The organism is Nocardia flavorosea NBRC 108225 (genome assembly GCF_001613385.1).
GTDB classification, from domain to species: domain Bacteria; phylum Actinomycetota; class Actinomycetes; order Mycobacteriales; family Mycobacteriaceae; genus Nocardia; species Nocardia flavorosea.
Genome location: NZ_BDCG01000012.1, coordinates 533,378 through 552,704 on the forward strand (window position 1 = coordinate 533,378; position 19,327 = coordinate 552,704).

The window sequence follows — 19,327 nt, forward strand, 5'->3', positions numbered from 1 at the left end:
GATCTGGCAAACCTAGTGAACACACAGTAGGTTGGTTTCCGTCCTGTGACAAGGGTTACAAAGAAGTTGCTTCCGCAACCGGCCTCCACCTGCGGCCCAGGGGCGGCGCTATACGCGAATCAACCCCTCGAAGGTCCCGTCGACAACACTCCAGAAACCCTGGTGAGAATATCATTCTCCCCGTTTCATCCGGGCTGGAACGAGCCGATCGAACCGAACACTCAGAACGGCACTCTCCAATTGTGATAATGTCGTTTTCAGCTTGGCGGGTCAGCCACCCGGCTTCCGGCCGCCCGCTCCGCCTGCGCGGCGGATGTTGTGACATAGCGGTTCGGCATGACCGCCGCGTCGACGGCCGGGGCCCGGGGTACGACCGCCGACGGCAAATTCGCGAATCAAACGATCCATTGGAGGGTCACGATGCCGACTTCGCCCAGCAGCGCCCCGCTCTACCCACCCCAAGGGTTCGGCCCACCCAAGGACCGCCGCGGCCGGGCCGAGGGCAGCCTCGGACTACCCGCCGGCACCGAGGTCTTCTCCGCCGACAACCACATCTCACTCGCCGACGACATCTTCTACGAACGCTTCCCCGAAGAGCTGCGGGACAAGGCGCCACGGGTGTGGTACGAGGAGGGGGCCTATCAGATCGGCCGGAAGGGAAAATCGTTCCTGCCCGGCGATTTCAGCCGGGTCCTGATGCAGTACGACCCCCTCGACGGCTCCGGCAGTACCAACCTCGAGGCCCGGAGCGCGGATCTGCGCGCCGACGGGATCGACAAGGAGCTCGCGTTCCCCAATTCCCTGCTCGCGCTGCTGTTCTACCCGGACAAGGCGATCCGCGAACGCTGTTTCCGCATCTACAACGAGTACATCGCCGAAGTGCAGGAACGCTCCGGTGGTGCACTGTACGGGGTCGGGCTGATCAACTGGTGGGACGCCGAAGGCGCCCGCCGGACCCTTGCCGAACTGAAAGCATTGAGGCTCAAGACTTTCCTGCTGCCGCTCGCGGCGGGCAAGGACGACGACGGCGCCGTCATCGATTACGGCAGCACCTCGATGATCGGCGTCTGGGACGCCATCGAGGAATCCGGGATACCCGTATCGCACCATATCGGCGAATCTCCGCTGTCCGCGCCGTGCGAGGTGAACAGCGTGGTGGTCGGGATGATGCACAATGTTGCCCCGTTCCGGGAACTGTTCTCCAAGTACATTTTCAGCGGGATCATCGACCGGCATCCCGGTCTGCAGATCGGCTGGTTCGAGGGCGGTATCAACTGGGTCGCCTCGGCACTGCAGGACGCCGAACATATGCATGCGTCCTACCGGCACATGTACAACCGGCCCCTGGATCATGAGGTCCGCTACTACTGGGACAACCATATGCGGGCCTCGTTCATGGTCGACCCGCTGGGCCTGGCCATCATCGATCAGATCGGCGCGGACCGGGTGATGTGGTCGTCGGACTACCCGCACAACGAGAGCACCTTCGGCTACTCGGAGAAATCCCTGGCCTCGGTCGTCGAGGCTGTCGGTCCCGGGGCGGCCGCGCGCATCGTGAGCGGAAATATCAAGGAATTCCTGGGCGTCTAGGCCCCGCGACGCCGAGAAGGACCGTATTCGATGACTGCATTTCCCGCCGCGACGACCGCGGCGATCGAGATACCCGACCTCCCGGACCGTGCGCGGATGCGCCGGGAGACCGGGGCCCGCCTGCGTTCGGCCATGGCCGAACGCGGCGTCGACGCGGCGATCCTGCTGCTGAACAACAATGTCGTGTATGCGAGCGGAGCGAACTGGCCGCTCGGCGATGCGGGTCTGGCACATGTCGAACGACCGGTGGCGGTGGTGACGGCCGACGACGAATGGCCGCATCTTTTCCTGCCGTTCCGGGCGGGCGCGGCCGCGGAATCCGAATTGCCGGCCGATCATCTGCATCCGCCCGTGTACCTCGAATTCGACGAGGGCGTAGCAGATTTCGGCCGTAAACTGGCCGAACTCGTGCGGCCGGGCGCCACCGTTGCGGTGGACGAGTTCACCGGCGCGATGCTGCGTGCCCGCGACCGGCTCTTCCCCGGCACGGTGCCGGTGGACGCCGCCACGGTGATCGGCCCCGCCAAACTGATCAAAACACCCGACGAACTGTCCTGTATCCGCAAGGCCTGCCGGATCACCGAGGAAGCCATCGTCGATGTCCAGGCCTCGCTGGCGCCGGGGGTCCGCCAGATCGATTTGTCCGCGGGCTTCGTGCGGCGCGCATTCGAACTCGGCGCCACCGCGACCATGCTCGACGCCATCTGGCAGGTCATGCCGGACAGCAAAGCCGACGGAGTGTGGACGACCCACGGGGATCTCGCCCTGCCCCTGCTCACCACCGAACGCGAGCTGAAGGCCGGCGATGTGCTCTGGACCGATGTCAGCATCACCTACAACGGCTACTGCTCCGATTTCGGGCGCACCTGGATCGTCGGCCAGGACCCGGCACCGCGGCAGCAGGCTCAGTACCGGCAGTGGCGGCACATCCTGGAAGCGGTGCTCGCGCAGATCCGCCCAGGAGCCACCGCCGGGCAGCTCGCCCGCGCGGCAACCGAGGCAGCCGGTGGGCAACGCCCGTGGCTGCCACATTTCTATATCTCGCACGGAATCGGCGTGAGCGCCGCCGAGACGCCGATGATCGGCACCGATCTCGGCACCGAATTCGACGACAATTTCGTGCTCCGCCCCGGCATGGTGCTGGTCCTGGAACCCGTGGTGTGGGAAGACGGCACCGGCGGCTATCGCAGTGAGGAGATCGTGGTGGTAACCGACGGAGGCTGGATGCCTCTCACCGACTACACCTATGCCCCCTATGGCGACTGAAATCCTGCCGGACGATCGCGCGCTGCGGGCTGGGCGCCGCGAGCGTGTGCTGGCACAGATGCACGCCCACGACCTCGATGTGCTGATCGCCGGGCGGCAGGCCAATGCCCGCTATCTGTCCGGGGCACCCCAGCTGTGGGTCGCCGGGACCCGGCCGTTCGGCCCGGTGGCCCTGCTGATGCGGCAGACCGGTGCGGTCCACCTGCACAGCACCTGGGACGAGGGAATACCCGAGGACATCCCCCGCGAGAACCTGTACGAAACGATGTGGGATCCGCGCAATCTCATCGCGGTCCTCCGCGATATCGACGGCGCGGCCACGGCACGGCGGGTCGGCACCGACGCCTTGTCACCGGCCTTCGCCCAGTTGCTGCCCATGGCGTTCCCGAATGCCGAGATCGTCGACGGCGAACTCGCGTTCCGGGCGGCGCGACGGGTCAAGATCGGGGCCGAGGTAGCGACGATGCGCGCCGGGTTGCGGGTCGCCGAACAAGGCCTTTCCGCAGCTCTCGCACAGCTCGCGCCGGGGGTCACCGAGCAGGGGCTCGCGGGCGTACTGCTCGAAGCCTGCGCGGCCGGTGGGGTGAGCACACCCGCAACTCAGGATGCGGCGTGGGTGACCGCGCGCGACCATCCGTGGCGGCGCGCAAGTGCGGACCGGCACGTCCAGGAAGGCGATCTGGTCGCCTTCTCCTCAGGTGTGCTCGCCGACGGATATATCGGCGAGGTCGGGCGGACCTGGCCGGTCGGACCGGCCACCCCGGGGGTTCGGAAACTGTACGGACGCTGGAACTCCCTATGGGACAGGTTGTTACAGGCCTGCCGACCCGGCGCACCCGCCTCCGGGCTGCTGGATGCCTACTCCGACGCGGGTGAACCCCTGCCCGCCGTGCCGGTGGCCCGCGGGCTCGGTATGGGATTCGATCCACCGGTCGTGGCACCCGCCCTGCGCGCAACCGCCGACGCGGAGCGGCTCGAGCCCGGGATGGTCCTGGCCGTCACCGGCTATGTCTGGGCCGAGGGCGTGGGCGCGGTATTCGGCCGCGACGCCGTGCTCATCGGTGGTGACGGACCGCAGGTGCTGACTTCGAGTCCGTATTGGGGCCGGCAATGACCACCCGGAAACCGGCCGCCGCCGGAAGCAGAGGAGCCTCGGACATGCCCGACGACGGGATCGGAAACAGCACCGGCAGTGCGGCGGAGAACCCGGGGGCGACGGAAAGCGAGCAGAAGCCGGACCAGCCCAGTGCCGAGGAGATCATCCGGTACTCGAAGGATCCCGCGACCCGGATCGCGACCATCACCTTCGACCGCCCCGATCAACTCAACGCCCCCACCATGGCCGCGCGCCTGCGCTACGGCGACCTCATCCACCGGGCCGGTATCGACGACGAGGTGAAAGTACTGGTGATCCGCGGCGCCGGTGACGATTTCGGGTCGGGCGCCGATCTCGGCGAATTCATGGCCGTCCAGAACGACGCCGACCAGGGGCCACGGCTCAGCGAATACAAGATCGGCCCCGACGAGGTGCGGTATCCGCCGAAGGAATCGTTCCGGCACGGCGCCAGTATCAGCCAGTGGTACGCCAACGCCCAGGCCGGCTGCCGGAGTCTGCAGGAGTTCAAGAAGATCAGCATCGTCGAGGTGAAGGGCTACTGTTACGGCTGGCATTTCTACCAGGCTGCCGACGCCGATCTGGTGATCTCCGCCGACGACGCGCTCTTCGGACACCCCTCGTTCCGGTACTACGGGTGGGGTCCGCGGATGTGGACCTGGGCGCAGACCATGGGGTTGCGCAAATTCCAGGAGATGGTGTTCACCGGCCGCCCGTTCTCCGCGGCGGAAATGGCCGAATGCAACTTCCTCAACAGCGTGGTCCCACGCGCGGAACTCGAGGCCGAAACCGCGAAGTACGCCCTGGCCTGTGCCCGTAACCGGCCCACCGACACGGTGTTCATGCAGAAGGTGTTCTTCGAGATCATGAAACAGCAGCAGGGCGAATACATGGGCAGCCTGCTCAGCGGTTTCTTCGAATCGATGGGCGGCCATATCCACGCCGACGACAACGATCTGATGCTGGACAACGCCTTCGACGACGGGTTGAACAACTCGGTCAAGGACAACGACAGCCGCTTCCCGCCGGAGTTCCGGCTCAGCAGGTCGGGCCGGCGGAAAGCCGAATAGTGGGCGAGGGAATCCGATCGCACCGGGACATCGCCGGGCGAGCGCGAGCCTCGCCACCGCCGATACCTCCGGCCGAGACCCGGCACACCGGGATACCGCGTCGCCCGGGCGGGATCACGGCACACTTCGCCGCTGGGCGGCCGATCCCGCTGTGCCGGACGAGCACTCCGGTATCGCACTCGCCGGGCCCGGTCGACGACAAGGCCGCTTACGGTGATCGGCCGGTTTTCACCGGCCAGGGGTGACGAGGCGATGACTCGACGAACCCGCGCACCGGTAGCGATCCGGCGCCGGTCGCCGGAGTGCGTATCGCGTACCCGACGCCCAGCGGCGGTGTGAACGAAAACCCTGCGGAGGGCTGCCGCCCTACCGCCCAGTGGGAAGCGAGTCCCCATGTACCAGGAGCCCACCGCCGAGTCACCGGCGAGCAGCTCGCGCCCCCCTGCCGAGCGTGGCACCGTGGCGGAGCAGGAAGCGGCAGCACACCGCGGTCGCGGCGGAAACGGGGTGCTCACCGGATACGCCGTCGTCACGCTGGCCGGTGGTGTCGCCGGCCTCTACTGCACGAAACTGCTCGCCGACGCCGGCGCCCGGATCGTCTTCGCGGAGCCACCGCAGGGTATCGCCCTTCGCCGCCGGACATCCTCGGAGGCAACACCGGAACCCGGTATCGACGGCGCGCTGTTCCAGTTCCTCACCGGCGCCGGGCACAGTGTCATCATCGATCGGTCCCGGCCGGACGACCGCGATCTGCTGGACGCACTGCTCGCCGACGCCGACGCGGTCGTCTGGTCGCCCGGCGGTGACCCCGCCGATGATCCGCGCTTCGCACCGGCGGCCTTACGCGAGCGCCACCCGCATCTCGTGGTCACTACGATCACCCCGTTCGGCCTCGACGGCCCGTGGGCCGGACGACCGGCCACCGAATTCACCCTGCAGGCCTGGTCGGGCGGCATCGTCGGACTCGGCCGGGGCGCACCGGAGCGGGCGCCGATCCACGTCGGCGGTGAGGTGGGCGAATGGTTCGCCGGCGCCCATGCGGCGGCCGCGACCCTGACCGCCCGGCACCGCGCCCTGCGCACCGGAACCGGTGAACTGGTCGATCTGTCGATGCTGGAAACCCAGATCCTGGGCCTGTCGTACTATCCGGTGTCGTTCTACGAGACCGTGAACCGGCCGTTCCGCACTCAGCGACGGCTGAGCCGGCCCGGCGTCGCCACCGCCGCCGACGGACTCATCGCAGTGGGTTGCGGCACCGCGCAACAGTGGTTCGATCTGTGCGTCATGGTGGGTCATCCGGAATGGATCGACGAGGACCCCACCCCCGCTATCACCGAACGCACCAATGAGAAGGCCGGCGAGATCGACGCCTGGTTCGCCGAACATACGGTGGCCGAGATACGGGAACTGGCCACGGCATTCCGGATCCCCAACAGTCCCGTGGCCGGCGGCGCCGACGTCACCGAGATCGACCAGCATCGGGCCCGGGAGTTCTTCACCGTGAACCCCCGGTCCGGTTTCGTCCAACCGGGACCCCCGTTCCGGACAACCCCCACCCTGCTGCGCGCCCCCGAACCGGCGCCCGCCCTCGGCGAGCACACCGGCCACTATCGAAATACAGCGGGTACTGCCCGCGAACACGGTACGAACTCCGCCGTCCACCGGTCGCTCACCGGCACCGCGGACCCGCTTCGTACTCGCCGGCGCGGTGCGGACTCCGCTTCCCACCGGGCGCCCACCGGCGCCGGGAATCCGCTTCCGTTCGAGGGACTGCGAGTGCTCGATATGACCACCTTCTGGGCCGGTCCGTCCTGCACCCACTACCTTGCGTTGCAGGGCGCGGAGGTGATCCATGTGGAATCGGCCCAGCGTCCCGACGGCACCCGGCTCATCGCCGGTGTCCCGGTGGACGAGGACCGGTGGTGGGAGAAATCCGGGATCTTCTCCGGGCTCAATACGAACAAGCGCGGAATCACCGTCGATTTCCGCACCGATGCGGGTCGCGAGATCCTGCGCCGCCTCGTCGCATCCTGCGATGTGATCGTGGAGAACTACACCCCGCGGGTGATCGAGCAGATCGGCCTCGACTACGACACCGTGCGCAGTCTGCGCCCCGACGCGATCATGGTCCGCATGCCGGGGTTCGGGCTCGACGGACCGTGGCGGGACAATCCGGCCTTCGCCTACGTGATCGAGGATGCCTCCGGGCTGACCTGGCGTACCGGTTATCCCGATCAGAACCCCGTCGAGCCCTACAGCCTCGGCGACCCGAATGCGGGCGTACATGCGCTGGTCGGTGTGTTGCTCGCCCTGGAACATCGCAGGCATACGGGCCGGGGCGTGCTCGTGGAGGCGGCCATGGTGGACGCGGCCTTGAACATCACCGCCGAACAGGTCATCGAATACTCCGCCTACGGCACACTTCTGGAACGCGAAGGCAACCGGGGGCCGCACGCGGCACCGCAGAATCTGTACCGTGCGGCCGGAGTCGACGAATTCGGCCGGTCCGACAACTGGGTCGCCCTGGCCGTCGCAACCGACGAACAGTGGGCAGCACTCACCGCGGCACTGGGTGAGCCGGCGTGGGCGTCGGCACCCCCGCTTCGTACGGCCGCGGGCCGCCGCGCTCATCACGACGAAATCGACGAGCATCTGTCCGCCTGGTGCGCGGACCGCCCGGCCGGCGAGATCGTCGACGTGCTCTGGGCGGCGGGTGTTCCGGTCGCCGAGGTCCGGCAACCGCATCGGCAGATCGAGATTCCCCAGCTCGGCCACCGCAACTTTTTCGAACCGGTCCCCCATCCGGTCAATCCGACCGCACGCCACAGCACGGTCCCGGCCCGCTTCTCCGCCGGCCCTGCACGCTATCACCGCGCGCATGCTCCGTTGCTGGGGCAGGACAACGACATGGTGCTGCGCGAACTCGGCTACTCGGCACAGGAGATCGCAACCCTGGAAAAGGACAAAGTGATCGGCGGGTCACCGGGCTTCTGATCCAATTGACAACATGCTGTCATATTGACAGAATGTTGTCATGCTTACGGAAACCGTGCACCTGGCCGTCTACGACACCCTCGCGGACTGGGAGGTCGGCGCGGCCACCGCACATATCAACAACGGCAACTGGCACCGCGAACCCGGCCGGTACCGCATCCGCACGGTCGGTGCCGGCACCGAACCGGTCACCACCATGGGCGGAATGCGGATCCTGCCCGACCTCACCCTGGCCGATCTGTCTCCCACCGACAGCGCCATGCTCATCCTGCCCGGCGCCGACGGCTGGGACAGCGGCGAACTGGACGCCTTCGCGGACAAAGCCCGCCAGTTCACCGCCGCCGGAGTACCGGTCGCGGCGATCTGCGGCGCCACGTTCGGACTCGCCGCGGCCGGACTGCTCGACGACCGCGCACACACCAGCAATATCGCCGAATATCTCTCCGCCAGCGGCTATTCCGGCGGCGGCCACTACACCGATGCACCGGCCGTCACCGGCCGCGGCGTGATCACCGCCAACTCGACCGCACCGTTCGAATTCGCCCGCGAAGTACTCGCCGCCCTGGACATCTACGAACCCGCCGTACTCGACGGCTGGTACCGGCTGTTCGGCCAGGGCGATCCGGCCGGCTACGCGGTTCTGGCGGAATACGAGGCCCGGCAGGCCGCGAGCTGACGCCGGCGCCCGCGATGGAGAACTCCGCACAGCAGTTGTTCAGCACCGCCGCCATCACCTCGTTCCGGCTCAACGGTCAGTTCCTCGCCCTCGCCGAGAAGCTGGCCGAGCCCGCCGGACTCACCGCCGCCTGGTGGCAGGTTCTCGGCGCCGTCCTGCACGAACCGCTACCGGTGGCCGGTATCGCTCGCACCATGGGCGTGACCCGCCAGAGCGTACAGCGCATCGCGGACCTGCTCGTGACCCGCGGCCTCGCCGAATACCGGCCCAATCCGGCACATCGGCGCGCGAAACTCGTGGCCGTTACCGCTGAGGGACAGGCGGCTATAGACCGTCTCGGCCCGCGTCACAGCGAGTTCGCCGCTCGCCTCGCGAAACAGGTGGGTGCGGAACGGCTGACCGAGATCGTCCAGGCCCTCGCCGAACTGTCGGCCGCCGTCGACGGTATCGAAGGCGCCGGCGAATCGGATTAGCCCGCTCCGGCGGCACCGGGCCCCCGGACCCGGTGGCTGCGTCGGTGGCGACCCAGACGCCCAGGGCCGCCACGGTATCGATATACCGAGTCGACGACGGCGAACTTGCGGTAGCGGAGTGCAGCCCGGTGTCTGCGCACCGCGCGACACCGCACCGCGCATTCGCGAACTATTCGCCCGCTGCACGGCCGGGTGCCGGCCATCCTGGGCCCTTCAGCGGTTCGATGCTGTAGGGCCGCGGACCGAACGGCACAGCCCGGTCAGGGCGCACGGCCTGCCGCCGGCGGCCGGTCCTCGTTCAGATACCGGCAATCCGGCGCACGATCGGCAGGGGCAGCACCTTCATCGCGTAACCGAACGGAACCCATGGCCACGCCGGGGTGTAGGCCTTGAACCGGCGCTTTTCGATCGCCGACACCATGGAACGCACACCGGTCCGGGTATCGACCAGGAGTTTCGGCGGATGGGCTGCCTTCTCGTTCATCTCCGAAGCGATATAGCCCGGGAAGATGATGGAGACGTCCACCCCCGGAACACCTTCCGCGGCAATACCTTCGGCCATCGCCGCCACTCCGGCTTTACTCGCCGCGTAACTGGTCATCGTCTTGGGCATCCCGCGTAGCGCGGAAATCGAGGAGATCACCACGAGATGACCGCCGCTCTGCGCCCGGAAAATCTTCATGGCGGCTTCCATCTGTGCCATGGCGCCGAGGAAGTTGGTGATCGCGGTCTGCCGGTTGGGCCGGTCACCGCCCTTCCCGAAGGGCACGCCTTTTCCGAGGCCGGCATTGACGATCACCCGGTCCAGGCGGCCGAACTCGGCAGCGAACTCGTCGAAGACCCGCGGCACGGCATCGAAATCGGTGACGTCCAGGGCCGCCGTCCGGACCCGGACCGCTGGATGAACACCCGCGATCTCGGCGGCGAGTTCGTCGAGCCGGTCGGTCCGGCGGGCACACAGGGCCAGGTCGTAGCCGAGCGCGGCGAACTGGCGCGCCATCTCGGCGCCCAGACCGGAACTGGCGCCGGTGATGAGAATCGAACCTGTAGCCATGGTGGTGCATCTCCTGAGGTCGGCCGTACCGGTGACGGCGCGGCGGTGGTCGGCAGGTCCGAGCGTAGTTCGCTACGGTCGCCCGGCTCGCCCGGAACCGCGCATATCGGCGTGGACACAGCGGTAGGCATCATGCCCCGGCAAGCCCGGCCGTCGGCGATTGCGGCCAGGTACGTGACGGCCTGTGCGGCGGCGGGACTCGCATGCCCCGTCCGGCCGAGCGGCCGGTGAAAGCGGACAAGTATCGAGCGGCCGGTCGCCGTGCGCTGCGTGGCCGCCTCGCGCCCGGGAATCAGCTGTGCGGCCGGGGAACACGGCCCGCCCGGCTGCGGCGCTCCGTCGACGATCGCCTCGCGGCTGACGCCGAGTAGCACTCGGGGGCGGCAGGACACCCTGTCTACGCGGCCGGAGTGCGCACCGCCTCGGGGCCCGGCGTGGCTTCGACGGCCGTGCACCGGCCGGAGCCGACCGTGCCGACCGGCAATACCGATCGGTCGTGCGCGGTAGTTGCCGCCCGGCACCCACCGGCCCGCCCGGCAGGCGCCGGTGACGCTCCGGCTGCTGGTGCCGACGCGGTCGGCGGTGACGCCCCGGCCGGTGTGGGCGGACGGCCCCGGCCGGAAGCCGGACGGCCGCCCCGGCACGGAACGGCATGCGGTCGCCGGCGACGCGAAACCCAGCGCTCAATTCTCCGGGTTCGCACCGTCTTCATATAAGCCCCCGCCCCTCCGAAGGACTGCTATGACCGATATGGAAACCCGCACGCTGGCCGCCTCCGGCGCGACCCTCACCTACGATATCCGCGGTGACCTGCACGGACGTGAACTCACGCCGCTACTGATGGTGGGCTCTCCCATGGACGCGACCGGTTTCGGCACCCTGGCGGAATACTTCACCGACCGGCCCGTCGTGACCTACGACCCGCGCGGTATCGGCCGCAGCATCCGCGACGACGGCACCACCTCCGGTACCCCCGAGGAACACGCGGACGATATCCGGCGCATCATCGAAGCGCTGGCGACCGGACCGGTGGACATCCTCGGCAGTAGCGGCGGCGCGGTCAACGCGCTCACCCTGGTGGCCCGGCACGGCGAACTGGTGCGCACACTGGTCGCCCACGAACCGCCGACGGTCCAGTTCCTGCCCGACCGCGACCGGATACTCGCCGTCGCCACCGATATCACCGCCACCTATCAACGGGCCGGGCTCGGCCCCGCCATGGCGAAATTCATCACCCTCATCTCGCACCGCGGCGCGCTCCCCGCCGACTACACCGACCGGCCCGCCCCCGATCCCGCCCAGTTCGGTCTCCCCGTCGCCGACGACGGCTCCCGCGACGACCCGATGGTGGGCCCGCATCTGCTGTCCTGCTGCGGCCACGAACACGATCCCGCAGCACTCGCCGCAGCACCCACCCGCATTGTGCTCGGTACGGGCCGCGCCTCGGCCGGCGAACTGTGTGCCCGCGCCGCTATCGCCTTCGCCGCTGCCCTAGACCGCGAGGCCGTCGTCTTCCCGGGTGGGCACGCGGGTTTCACCGGGGGCGAATTCGGGATGACCGGCGAGCCCGAGGCATTCGCCGCCGTCCTGCGCGAGATTCTGGATCGCCCCGGAACCTCCTGAACCGAGCGCCCACCGGTCGGCGGCCGGAGTCGGTGTCGATGGCGGCACCGGCCGCCGGTACTGCTCGTCGACAACCCCGCGACCCGTTCGCCCATACCTCGAGGCAACGCCCCGGACAGTTCGACTGTATGCAACCATGGCCGGTAGCCTGCCGGGACGGCATCCGCTGCCGGGTTGCTCGATGTCCGGCCATCGACCGGTCAGCGAGCCGCCTGGATATGGGGAGCCGCCGGAGTCACGAACGGGGCGAGTGCACGCTGGATCTGCTGATGCGACAATCGGCTGTGCCGTCGCCCTGGAAGCCCCTCCTCCGGCGCTCCGGCGGCCGCCCGGCATCGGTCCGGTTCCGTCGAAGCCGGATCGGATGCGAACTGTTCACCGGTGAGGTCGAGCGCCGCCAGCCGGTTCCCGGTCCTGGCCTCGTACACATCGAGCCGGTATGCCATCGCGAACAGGTTCAGCGTCCGCCCGACCGGATGGCCGGGCGCGGGCGAGTACTGGCAGGTCCGTACCAGGTCTCCGAGCCTGCCCTCCGATACACAGGCCACCAGCTGCACCGACCGTGCGTCGACGGGATGCCACACCGCGGATGGGCCGAACGCAGTGATCTCGGAAAGCCCGCCGGCCAGATGCACAGGACTCGATCCGCTGGCCGTATACGGCGCGGCGACCGTCGTACCGCCCCCGCCATGGCACACCGCCCCGTATTCCGCCACCTCGAACCGGGCGAACCCGGACGCCGCGAACACGGTGCCTGCCACCACTGCCAAAACCGCCGCTGCCGCCCCGACCGCCGCGGCGTACCGCGCACCGCGGCCACCGCCGGCGTTCTCCCCCGTGTTCCCGGCTACGGCCCCCGGCACGGGCTGTCCCGACCCCGGCCGCCCCGATGCCCGCAGGCCGTGACCCGGTTGCGGATGGCCCGGCAGCCACGGACTGCCTGCCGAACACGCCACCGTTCGGCGCTCTCGCCTACTGACCGGAGCCTGCCGAATACCGGTGAGCCGACGCCGGACACCTACCGCGACCTGGGTGAATCCGCGCGCTCCGTGTCCGGGAGTTCCGGGCGCCGGCTGTTGCGCCGGACCGCCGATCGTCACGCCCACAGGACGTTCTTCCCCGCCGGTTCGAAGTTTTTCCGCCGAAGCTTCCCCATTCAGCGACGTGCTGGAAACGCTCGGGCGCGGAGCATCTTCCGCTCCTCCTACGGCGGTCCGGAGTAGCCTGCCGCGCAGGCCGCGCATCCACACCGCGCTTGTCGTCCGCCCGGACCGGGTATCGGCTGCCGCGGATCGGGACGTCCGATCCGAAACCCGCTCCGCCGACCGCAAAGGAGAATACGACAAGGGCTTCGCCTCCGGCAGTGACCGCGATGCCCTCGCCGCCGCACCGCGCCGCGCATCCGATTGCCGCACTGCCTTTCCCGTCCGGCGGCCCGCCACAACCCCATCCGCCGGGTCTTTCGCCGAACAGTCCTGCGGTGAGAACACCTCGGACACCGGTGCACTCGGACGCCCCGAACCGGACTCGCCGGGAATCTCCGTATTCTCCTGCGCTCCCGGCCGGCCGGGAGCCGCCGACCGCCCCGCCGAATTGCTCCCCACGACATCCGCGTCCGTATCCGACCCGTCGAACTCGGTCGCCCCGCGCGCACCGAACCGGCTCATGGAGGCATCCGAATGGTCGTGCCGCGGAGCAGGAGCCATATGGACACGGTCGTCAGATGCGTCCGGCAGCGCATCTGTACCACCGGATGCCGGTTCCCGATCGGCCGGATAACTCACGGCGGTGCCGTGAACTGCACGTTCTTCAGGGAGCCCGGAGGCAACGGGGTTCAGCACGGCGTCGGCGCGTTCCGCCTGCTCATAGGCTCCGCCGCCGACCGGCCCAGGAAACGCGGTATGCGGCTGGGCCGCTCGACGGCGTGTTCCTCCGAACAGCGCAAGTCCTGTTTTCCGCAGCCGGCCTGCCGAATCCGTCGGCGTGGGCGTGGGCGTACCGATCAGGGTGCCGGCCGCCGTGATCACGAATCCTTCGGCCGCCATCTCCTCTGGATCCGGCACGGACAGCGGCACTCCGAGCGCCGAAAACGCTTGGGCGATATCGGTGGCACGCACGCACTCCGGCCGGTCGGGCGGGCGCTGAAAATACTCGGTGAATCCCGTCGACTGCCCGATCCGGACCATGATCGTTTCTTCGCCCGGCTCCTGCGGCGGCCTGGTCCAGCTGATGCGCGATCCGGTTTTCGGGATGAGGACCACGAGCACATCGATCCGATCGGGCACACCGGCCCGGCCGAATATCGCTGCCAGTTCGGCTCGCTGCCGCCGGGCCCGTTGCAGCGGATTGACGGCCCCGGATCCTGTGCGCAGATCCGCGGCGCGCTCACCGACACACCATCGACCGGCCGATGGTGTGTCGAGTGCGCCGTGCTGGACCGATCCGAAATCCGCCAGTAGCACCAGAGTGCACCCGTACGGCGTCCAGATCAGGAGGTCCGCCGTTGTAGTCGAGCGGCGACGTGGCCGCGGCAACGGACAACCGAGCAGGGCGATACCGCCGATACGCTCGGAACCCGCGCCCCAGTCACCGATCAGCCGGAGCACGAAGCGCTGCACGCTGGACAATTCGGCACTCTGCACGCGTACAATCACGGCAACCCCTACTTCGGTGACCACGAAACCCACGCACACCACACCGGCGCCAGGGGACGGTCTAATCCCCTGGCGCACAACATGTTTGGCTGCGCCGTCGTCAATGGTAGCAATCCGCGGCACGGCACACGAGTGGCTGCGCCCGCACGCACGCGTACGCATTCGTGCATATCAGCGGAGGCCGAAGCGGGCCGGCGGAGTACGTCCCCCGACGGACACGCCCGGCTTTGATCAACACAGCCCGGGCCACCGGCACGCGCGGTACGTTTTATGCACCAGAGCCGATCTGGTAGTGCGGCCGGCCATCGGTGGTGCCGATGCGGTGAACCGCACGCGGTTGCCCGTGGCCGCTTCGAGGAGAACGTCGTATGCCGCAGTTCGAAGTTTCCCAGGAAGTCGTCTCCACTTTCGCGGAAGGTGAGGTGCTGCGACTCGACGCCCAAGCCATCGACTACGCGATAGTCGCGCTCTATTTCGTTTTCGTCCTCGGTATCGGCCTACTGGCCCGAAAACGCGTCTCGTCGAGTATGGACTTCTTCCTGTCCGGGCGGTCGCTGCCCGCCTGGGTGACGGGCCTGGCATTCATCTCGGCCAATCTGGGTGCCGTCGAAATCATGGGGATGTCGGCCAACGGCGCCGAATACGGTTTCCCTGCCTTCCACTACTTCTGGATCGGCGCGGTGCCGGCCATGCTCTTCCTGGGCGTGGTGATGATGCCGTTCTACTACGGCTCGAAGGTGCGCAGTGTTCCGGAGTTCATGCGCCGTCGCTTCGGCACCGGCGCGCATCTGGTGAACGCGCTCAGTTTCGCGATCGCCCAGGTGCTCATCGCCGGGGTCAACTTGTACCTGCTCGGCACCATCCTCAATGTGCTGCTGGGGTGGCCGCTGTGGGTCGCCGTGATCGCGGCGGCGGTGATCGTGCTGTCCTACATCACCCTCGGGGGACTGTCGGCGGCGATCTACAACGAGGTACTGCAGTTCTTCGTCATCGTGGCCGCGCTGCTGCCGCTCACCCTGATCGGCCTGCACCGGGTGGGCGGCTGGTCCGGGTTGCAGGACAAGGTGGCCACGTCCCCCGGCGGTCCCGAACAGCTGGATTCCTGGCCCGGTAACGCCCTGTCCGGTTTCGCCAACGATTTCCTGTCCATCCTCGGCATCGTCTTCGGCCTGGGCTTCGTGCTCTCCTTCGGCTACTGGACCACCAACTTCGTCGAGGTGCAGCGCGCGCTGGCAACACATTCCATCGCCGCCGCCCGCCGTACCCCGATCATCGGCGCCTACCCGAAGATCCTGATCCCGCTGATCGTGATCATTCCCGGCATGATCAGCGCCGTGCTGGTACCGCAGATGGCCGAGTACAAACAGGCCGTCACCGCGAACCCGGATATCGACAGCGACGTCACCTACAACCAGGCGCTGCTGTACTTGATGAAGGAAGTGCTACCCAACGGCCTGCTGGGTGTGGGGCTGGCCGGGCTGCTGGCGGCGTTCATGGCCGGGATGGCAGCCAATGTATCTGCCTTCAACACGGTGTTCAGTATCGACCTGTGGCAGCAGTACGTCGTCAAGGACCGGTCCGATAAGTACTATCTGACGGTCGGCCGGCTGGCAACCGTGGGCGCCACCGTCGCGGCGATCTTCACCGCGTTCATCGCGGGCGGGTTCAGCAACATCATGGACTACCTGCAGACCCTGTTCAGCTTCTTCAACGCGCCGCTGTTCGCGACCTTCATCCTCGGTATGTTCTGGAAACGGATGACCCCGGCCGCCGGCTGGACGGGTCTGGTGGCCGGTACCGCGATAGCGGTCACGATCTTCGTCCTGAACGAGACGGGCGTGTTCTCGTTGTCGGGCCAGGGCGTCAGCTTCGTCGCGGCGGGTGCCGCCTTCGTGGTGGATATCGTGGTCAGCGTGGCCGTCACCATGGTGACCGCGCCGAAACCCGCCGCCGAACTCGTCGGGCTGGTGTACTCGCAGACACCGCGCGAAATGCGCACCGACCCGGAGGCCGCCACGCTGCCCTGGTATCAGCGGCCGGTGCTGCTGGCGGGTATCGCGCTGGTGCTCGTGATCATCCTCAATATCGCGACCGGATAGGACTACGACCGTGCTCTTCGATATCCGCACCATCGTCGGCGGCCTGCTCGGCCTCTACGGCATCGTCCTGGTGATTACCGGTCTGGTCCACGATACCGCCGCCGAAGAAGCCAAAACCGGCGGTATCAATGTGAACCTGTGGGCGGGCCTGGGCATGCTCGTCGTGGCCCTGGCCTTCTTGGCCTGGGCCCGGCTGCGCCCGGTGGCCGTCGACCGACCCGCACCCGACGCCGGGAGCGAAGAGCCGACCGGCCGGGACTGACCACGGTATTCGACGCCGCAACGACAGCTACCGGTCCGCCCGAGGCGAACCGGTAGCGTTCCGGGCCGGCCGAATCGGTGTCAGTCCGGCAGGCCGAGCGCGAAGCCGACGGCGATGAGCAGGCAACTGACGACTGATACAGCCACGATGATCCACATCGGCCAAGCGTACGAAATCGTGCAAGCACATCGGTGACCGGGTCGCAGACTTGCCGTCCCGGCCGGCGCCGGCGCCGGCATCAGGGGACTACTTCGACCACATCGCCCGGGTTCAGATAGTGGTAGACGGCGACCGCGCCCGGCTCGGTCAATCGGATACAGCCGTGCGACTCGGCTTCCGTCGGCCCGATGTGGAAGGCGATATCGCCGTTGAAGAACACCGCGTAGTGCATCGGGGCGTGATGCATGGTGCTCCAGTGGTAGGGGCGTTTGAAGTCCACGTCGAAAACACCGGGCGGGGTCTCGTAACCGTCCATCCCGTGCGACATCGGCGTCGGCCCGTAGACCACCTTGCCGTTGTCCATCAGCCAGACCTCGTTCGTCGACAGCCGCAGACAGGCGCGCGCCGCGGGTGAGCACGGAGCCTCGACCGGGATGATCGCCGGCACCCCGGGGACGTTGGGCCCGTTGGGCCACAGCGGCTCGGCGACGGCGGGTGCCGCCGGCACCAGTACCGCCGCCGCGACCCCGGTGAGTGCGGCCATCCGGCGTATCCGCTGGGGGAAATAGCGATTGCTCATCTCGTACCGACCTCTTTTCTCGATCCGCCGCCGATTCGGCGGGGCCAGCAAATCCAGAGCTAAGATCAAGAGAACTATTCGACGGTACTGAAGTTCGATGATTCATGGGCCGCATTCGCCGTAGACGCGCCGATCCGGGCGCAAATCCATGGCGGATACGGCCCACCGGTCAGACCACACTCCAACTGTCGGAGGGCGCACCACGTCGCCGGATGCGCCGCCGGCGCTGGTAGAACACCTCCTCCACCGAGACGTTGGGGACCTCTTCGACGATCCCGGCCAGTCGGCCTTCCAACTCGAGCTCCGCTATCCGCCGGTGCAAGCCGGCACGCCGCTCAGCCGGCAACTGGGCCCACACCACACCGATCCGCCGCTGCGCGGGCTCCTCGGCAACGGCCAGCAAACGTAACAGTGTGGGCCACAGATCGTCGGCGTTGGCCACCGAGGGCAGTTCGGAGATCTGTTCCACCGGCATCCGGGCAACCAGCCCGGCGACATACCGTTGCACATCGGGGTGGCTTCGTTCGGCCAGCAACAGCAGCCCTTTCCACGGGCCGGGTCTGAACGCGACGATCAGCGATTCGACGATGGCGATGAGCGCGGCAGTATTGGCGAAAATCGGGTTCATCGCCATCCGCTGCAGCCCGGGCTGACTGAATTTGGACACGAAGGTCATCAGTTCGGGCGCCGCGCCCCGCTGGATGGTGTGCGCCGCGAGCTTGCCCAGAGCCTCCGGAGTGGCCAGGGACAACAGGATATCCCCGATCCGGTAGACCACATCCGCTTCGGCGCGCGACATCACCGAGACCGCGGCCTCCTGCAGTTCCGGCGAGCCTGCCAGGACGTTCTCCATCATCCGGGGAATACGCTGCGATCCGCCATCCAGCAACTGGCGCAGTATGTTGCTGACGGCGGGCGCGGAGTAGGCGTAGGCGGCGGAGAAGATGATGCCCTCGTCGTCGAGGGTTCCGCGTTCGACGGCTTCGACCATCTTCGGGGAGGCGTATTCGAGGAACGGCCCGGCGGTGATGTGGTCCTTACGGCGCAGGACCTCGTTCACGATCGCGACCAACGGCTCGGCCGCCATGATGTCGCCCAGTTCGCCGAGCGCCTTGGGATCCACATACGGTGTGCAGTCCGCCGCGTACTCGGTTTTGAGCATCGTGAGCGTATCGGCCGCGGCATCGGGGTACTCGACACCGACGGCACCCGCGGCGCGGCCGGTCATCATGGGTGGCACGATGCGCTGAACCAGGGGCAGCGATACCTGCAGCGGGATGATCGGGATCAGGCGGCCGATCCGTTTGAACATTTCGCCGTGGTATTCGAAGATCCGCCCGGAAATCCGCTGTTCGAGTTCGTGCAGGTGTTCGGCGCCGAGCCGTTCGAGATAGGCGATGCGTTCGACGGGAACATGGAGTGTGCGCGCCAGCAGGATCATCTGCGCGCGGGTGACCAGATCGCTCATTTCTCGAGTAGATCCCCGAACATGATCCGGCGCGTGATCGTTTTGAACGGCGGCGGGAAGAAGCGGATCATACCGTTGACCGCCTCGATGAGCAGTTCCTTCTCCTGTTGCTGGGCGCTGCGGAACAGTCCGAGCAGATCCTCGATCTCCTGGTCGGAGAGCATTTCCGAGGCTGCGGTAGGTCCGTTCAGTTCGCGGACGAGTTCGGTTTTGGCACTCATTCTGCTCCTGTATCTCACTCGCGG

15 protein-coding genes are annotated in these 19,327 nt (G+C 67.6%); 10 read left to right on the forward strand and 5 right to left on the reverse strand.

Annotation, left to right across the window (positions count from 1 at the left end; all coding sequences use genetic code 11):
• Window positions 1-420 precede the first annotated feature (420 nt).
• From NFL01S_RS15465 to NFL01S_RS15500, 7 genes are all read left to right on the forward strand, one after another.
• Window positions 421-1,590 (forward strand): amidohydrolase family protein, encoded by a 1,170-nt coding sequence (locus tag NFL01S_RS15465; RefSeq protein WP_062975953.1) that lies wholly within the window; start codon window positions 421-423, stop codon window positions 1,588-1,590.
• Window positions 1,591-1,620: 30 nt separating this feature from the next.
• Window positions 1,621-2,856: a M24 family metallopeptidase gene (locus tag NFL01S_RS15470; protein WP_062975723.1), complete on the forward strand. Its 1,236-nt coding sequence runs from the start codon at window positions 1,621-1,623 to the stop codon at window positions 2,854-2,856.
• Window positions 2,846-3,970, forward strand: a complete 1,125-nt coding sequence (locus tag NFL01S_RS15475; RefSeq protein WP_062975725.1) for a M24 family metallopeptidase — start codon at window positions 2,846-2,848, stop codon at window positions 3,968-3,970. The genes NFL01S_RS15470 and NFL01S_RS15475 overlap by 11 nt, the downstream gene beginning before the upstream one ends.
• A gap of 44 nt (window positions 3,971-4,014) precedes the next feature.
• Window positions 4,015-5,040, forward strand: coding sequence for an enoyl-CoA hydratase/isomerase family protein (locus tag NFL01S_RS15480; RefSeq protein ID WP_084492723.1), 1,026 nt, complete (start codon window positions 4,015-4,017; stop codon window positions 5,038-5,040).
• A gap of 459 nt (window positions 5,041-5,499) precedes the next feature.
• Window positions 5,500-8,034 (forward strand): CaiB/BaiF CoA-transferase family protein, encoded by a 2,535-nt coding sequence (locus NFL01S_RS15490; RefSeq protein ID WP_245670708.1) that lies wholly within the window; start codon window positions 5,500-5,502, stop codon window positions 8,032-8,034.
• 40 nt (window positions 8,035-8,074) lie between these two features.
• Complete coding sequence (locus NFL01S_RS15495) at window positions 8,075-8,710, forward strand: type 1 glutamine amidotransferase family protein (protein WP_062975729.1); 636 nt, start codon at window positions 8,075-8,077, stop codon at window positions 8,708-8,710.
• A gap of 14 nt (window positions 8,711-8,724) precedes the next feature.
• A complete protein-coding gene (locus NFL01S_RS15500) occupies window positions 8,725-9,183 on the forward strand; it encodes a MarR family winged helix-turn-helix transcriptional regulator (RefSeq protein ID WP_062975731.1) in 459 nt (152 codons plus the stop codon).
• A 298-nt stretch (window positions 9,184-9,481) separates the two neighbouring features.
• On the opposite strand, the gene NFL01S_RS15505 is transcribed toward NFL01S_RS15500, so the two are convergent.
• Window positions 9,482-10,237, reverse strand: a complete 756-nt coding sequence (locus tag NFL01S_RS15505) for an SDR family oxidoreductase (protein ID WP_062975733.1) — start codon at window positions 10,235-10,237, stop codon at window positions 9,482-9,484.
• Window positions 10,238-10,978: 741 nt separating this feature from the next.
• Between NFL01S_RS15505 and NFL01S_RS15510 the strand changes: the two genes are divergently transcribed.
• The gene (locus NFL01S_RS15510) at window positions 10,979-11,860 is read left to right on the forward strand and encodes an alpha/beta fold hydrolase (protein WP_062975735.1); all 882 of its coding nucleotides are present in this window, start codon (window positions 10,979-10,981) and stop codon (window positions 11,858-11,860) included.
• A gap of 200 nt (window positions 11,861-12,060) precedes the next feature.
• Here NFL01S_RS15510 and NFL01S_RS35460 read toward each other — a convergent pair whose 3' ends face one another.
• Window positions 12,061-14,637, reverse strand: coding sequence for a hypothetical protein (locus tag NFL01S_RS35460; RefSeq protein WP_157116551.1), 2,577 nt, complete (start codon window positions 14,635-14,637; stop codon window positions 12,061-12,063).
• Between the two features lie 245 nt (window positions 14,638-14,882).
• Between NFL01S_RS35460 and NFL01S_RS15520 the strand changes: the two genes are divergently transcribed.
• Together NFL01S_RS15520 and NFL01S_RS15525 are read left to right on the forward strand one after the other, a co-directional pair.
• The gene (locus NFL01S_RS15520; protein ID WP_062975739.1) at window positions 14,883-16,613 is read left to right on the forward strand and encodes a sodium:solute symporter family protein; all 1,731 of its coding nucleotides are present in this window, start codon (window positions 14,883-14,885) and stop codon (window positions 16,611-16,613) included.
• Between the two features lie 10 nt (window positions 16,614-16,623).
• On the forward strand, window positions 16,624-16,875 hold the full coding sequence (locus NFL01S_RS15525) for a hypothetical protein (RefSeq protein ID WP_062975741.1): 252 nt from the start codon (window positions 16,624-16,626) through the stop codon (window positions 16,873-16,875).
• A gap of 238 nt (window positions 16,876-17,113) precedes the next feature.
• On the opposite strand, the gene NFL01S_RS15530 is transcribed toward NFL01S_RS15525, so the two are convergent.
• The 3 genes from NFL01S_RS15530 to NFL01S_RS15540 all read right to left on the reverse strand — a co-directional run bounded on the left by NFL01S_RS15530 (window position 17,114) and on the right by NFL01S_RS15540 (window position 19,303).
• Window positions 17,114-17,614, reverse strand: a complete 501-nt coding sequence (locus NFL01S_RS15530) for a L,D-transpeptidase (protein ID WP_062975959.1) — start codon at window positions 17,612-17,614, stop codon at window positions 17,114-17,116.
• 169 nt (window positions 17,615-17,783) lie between these two features.
• Window positions 17,784-19,082 (reverse strand): hypothetical protein, encoded by a 1,299-nt coding sequence (locus tag NFL01S_RS15535; RefSeq protein WP_062975744.1) that lies wholly within the window; start codon window positions 19,080-19,082, stop codon window positions 17,784-17,786.
• Entirely contained in the window at window positions 19,079-19,303 is a 225-nt protein-coding gene (locus NFL01S_RS15540; protein WP_033246829.1) for a hypothetical protein, read from the reverse strand. The genes NFL01S_RS15535 and NFL01S_RS15540 overlap by 4 nt, the downstream gene beginning before the upstream one ends.
• Window positions 19,304-19,327 lie beyond the last annotated feature (24 nt).

What these genes read in the sequence shown, in the direction of transcription:
- NFL01S_RS15465 (WP_062975953.1), top strand. Translation starts at nt 421, where the DNA reads ATGCCGACTTCGCCCAGCAGCGCCCCGCTCTACCCACCCCAAGGGTTC.
- NFL01S_RS15470 (WP_062975723.1), top strand. Translation starts at nt 1,621, where the DNA reads ATGACTGCATTTCCCGCCGCGACGACCGCGGCGATCGAGATACCCGAC.
- NFL01S_RS15475 (WP_062975725.1), top strand. Translation starts at nt 2,846, where the DNA reads ATGGCGACTGAAATCCTGCCGGACGATCGCGCGCTGCGGGCTGGGCGC.
- NFL01S_RS15480 (WP_084492723.1), top strand. Translation starts at nt 4,015, where the DNA reads ATGCCCGACGACGGGATCGGAAACAGCACCGGCAGTGCGGCGGAGAAC.
- NFL01S_RS15495 (WP_062975729.1), top strand. Translation starts at nt 8,075, where the DNA reads ATGCTTACGGAAACCGTGCACCTGGCCGTCTACGACACCCTCGCGGAC.
- NFL01S_RS15500 (WP_062975731.1), top strand. Translation starts at nt 8,725, where the DNA reads ATGGAGAACTCCGCACAGCAGTTGTTCAGCACCGCCGCCATCACCTCG.
- NFL01S_RS15505 (WP_062975733.1), bottom strand. Translation starts at nt 10,237, where the DNA reads ATGGCTACAGGTTCGATTCTCATCACCGGCGCCAGTTCCGGTCTGGGC.
- NFL01S_RS15510 (WP_062975735.1), top strand. Translation starts at nt 10,979, where the DNA reads ATGACCGATATGGAAACCCGCACGCTGGCCGCCTCCGGCGCGACCCTC.
- NFL01S_RS15520 (WP_062975739.1), top strand. Translation starts at nt 14,883, where the DNA reads ATGCCGCAGTTCGAAGTTTCCCAGGAAGTCGTCTCCACTTTCGCGGAA.
- NFL01S_RS15530 (WP_062975959.1), bottom strand. Translation starts at nt 17,614, where the DNA reads ATGAGCAATCGCTATTTCCCCCAGCGGATACGCCGGATGGCCGCACTC.
- NFL01S_RS15535 (WP_062975744.1), bottom strand. Translation starts at nt 19,082, where the DNA reads ATGAGCGATCTGGTCACCCGCGCGCAGATGATCCTGCTGGCGCGCACA.
- NFL01S_RS15540 (WP_033246829.1), bottom strand. Translation starts at nt 19,303, where the DNA reads ATGAGTGCCAAAACCGAACTCGTCCGCGAACTGAACGGACCTACCGCA.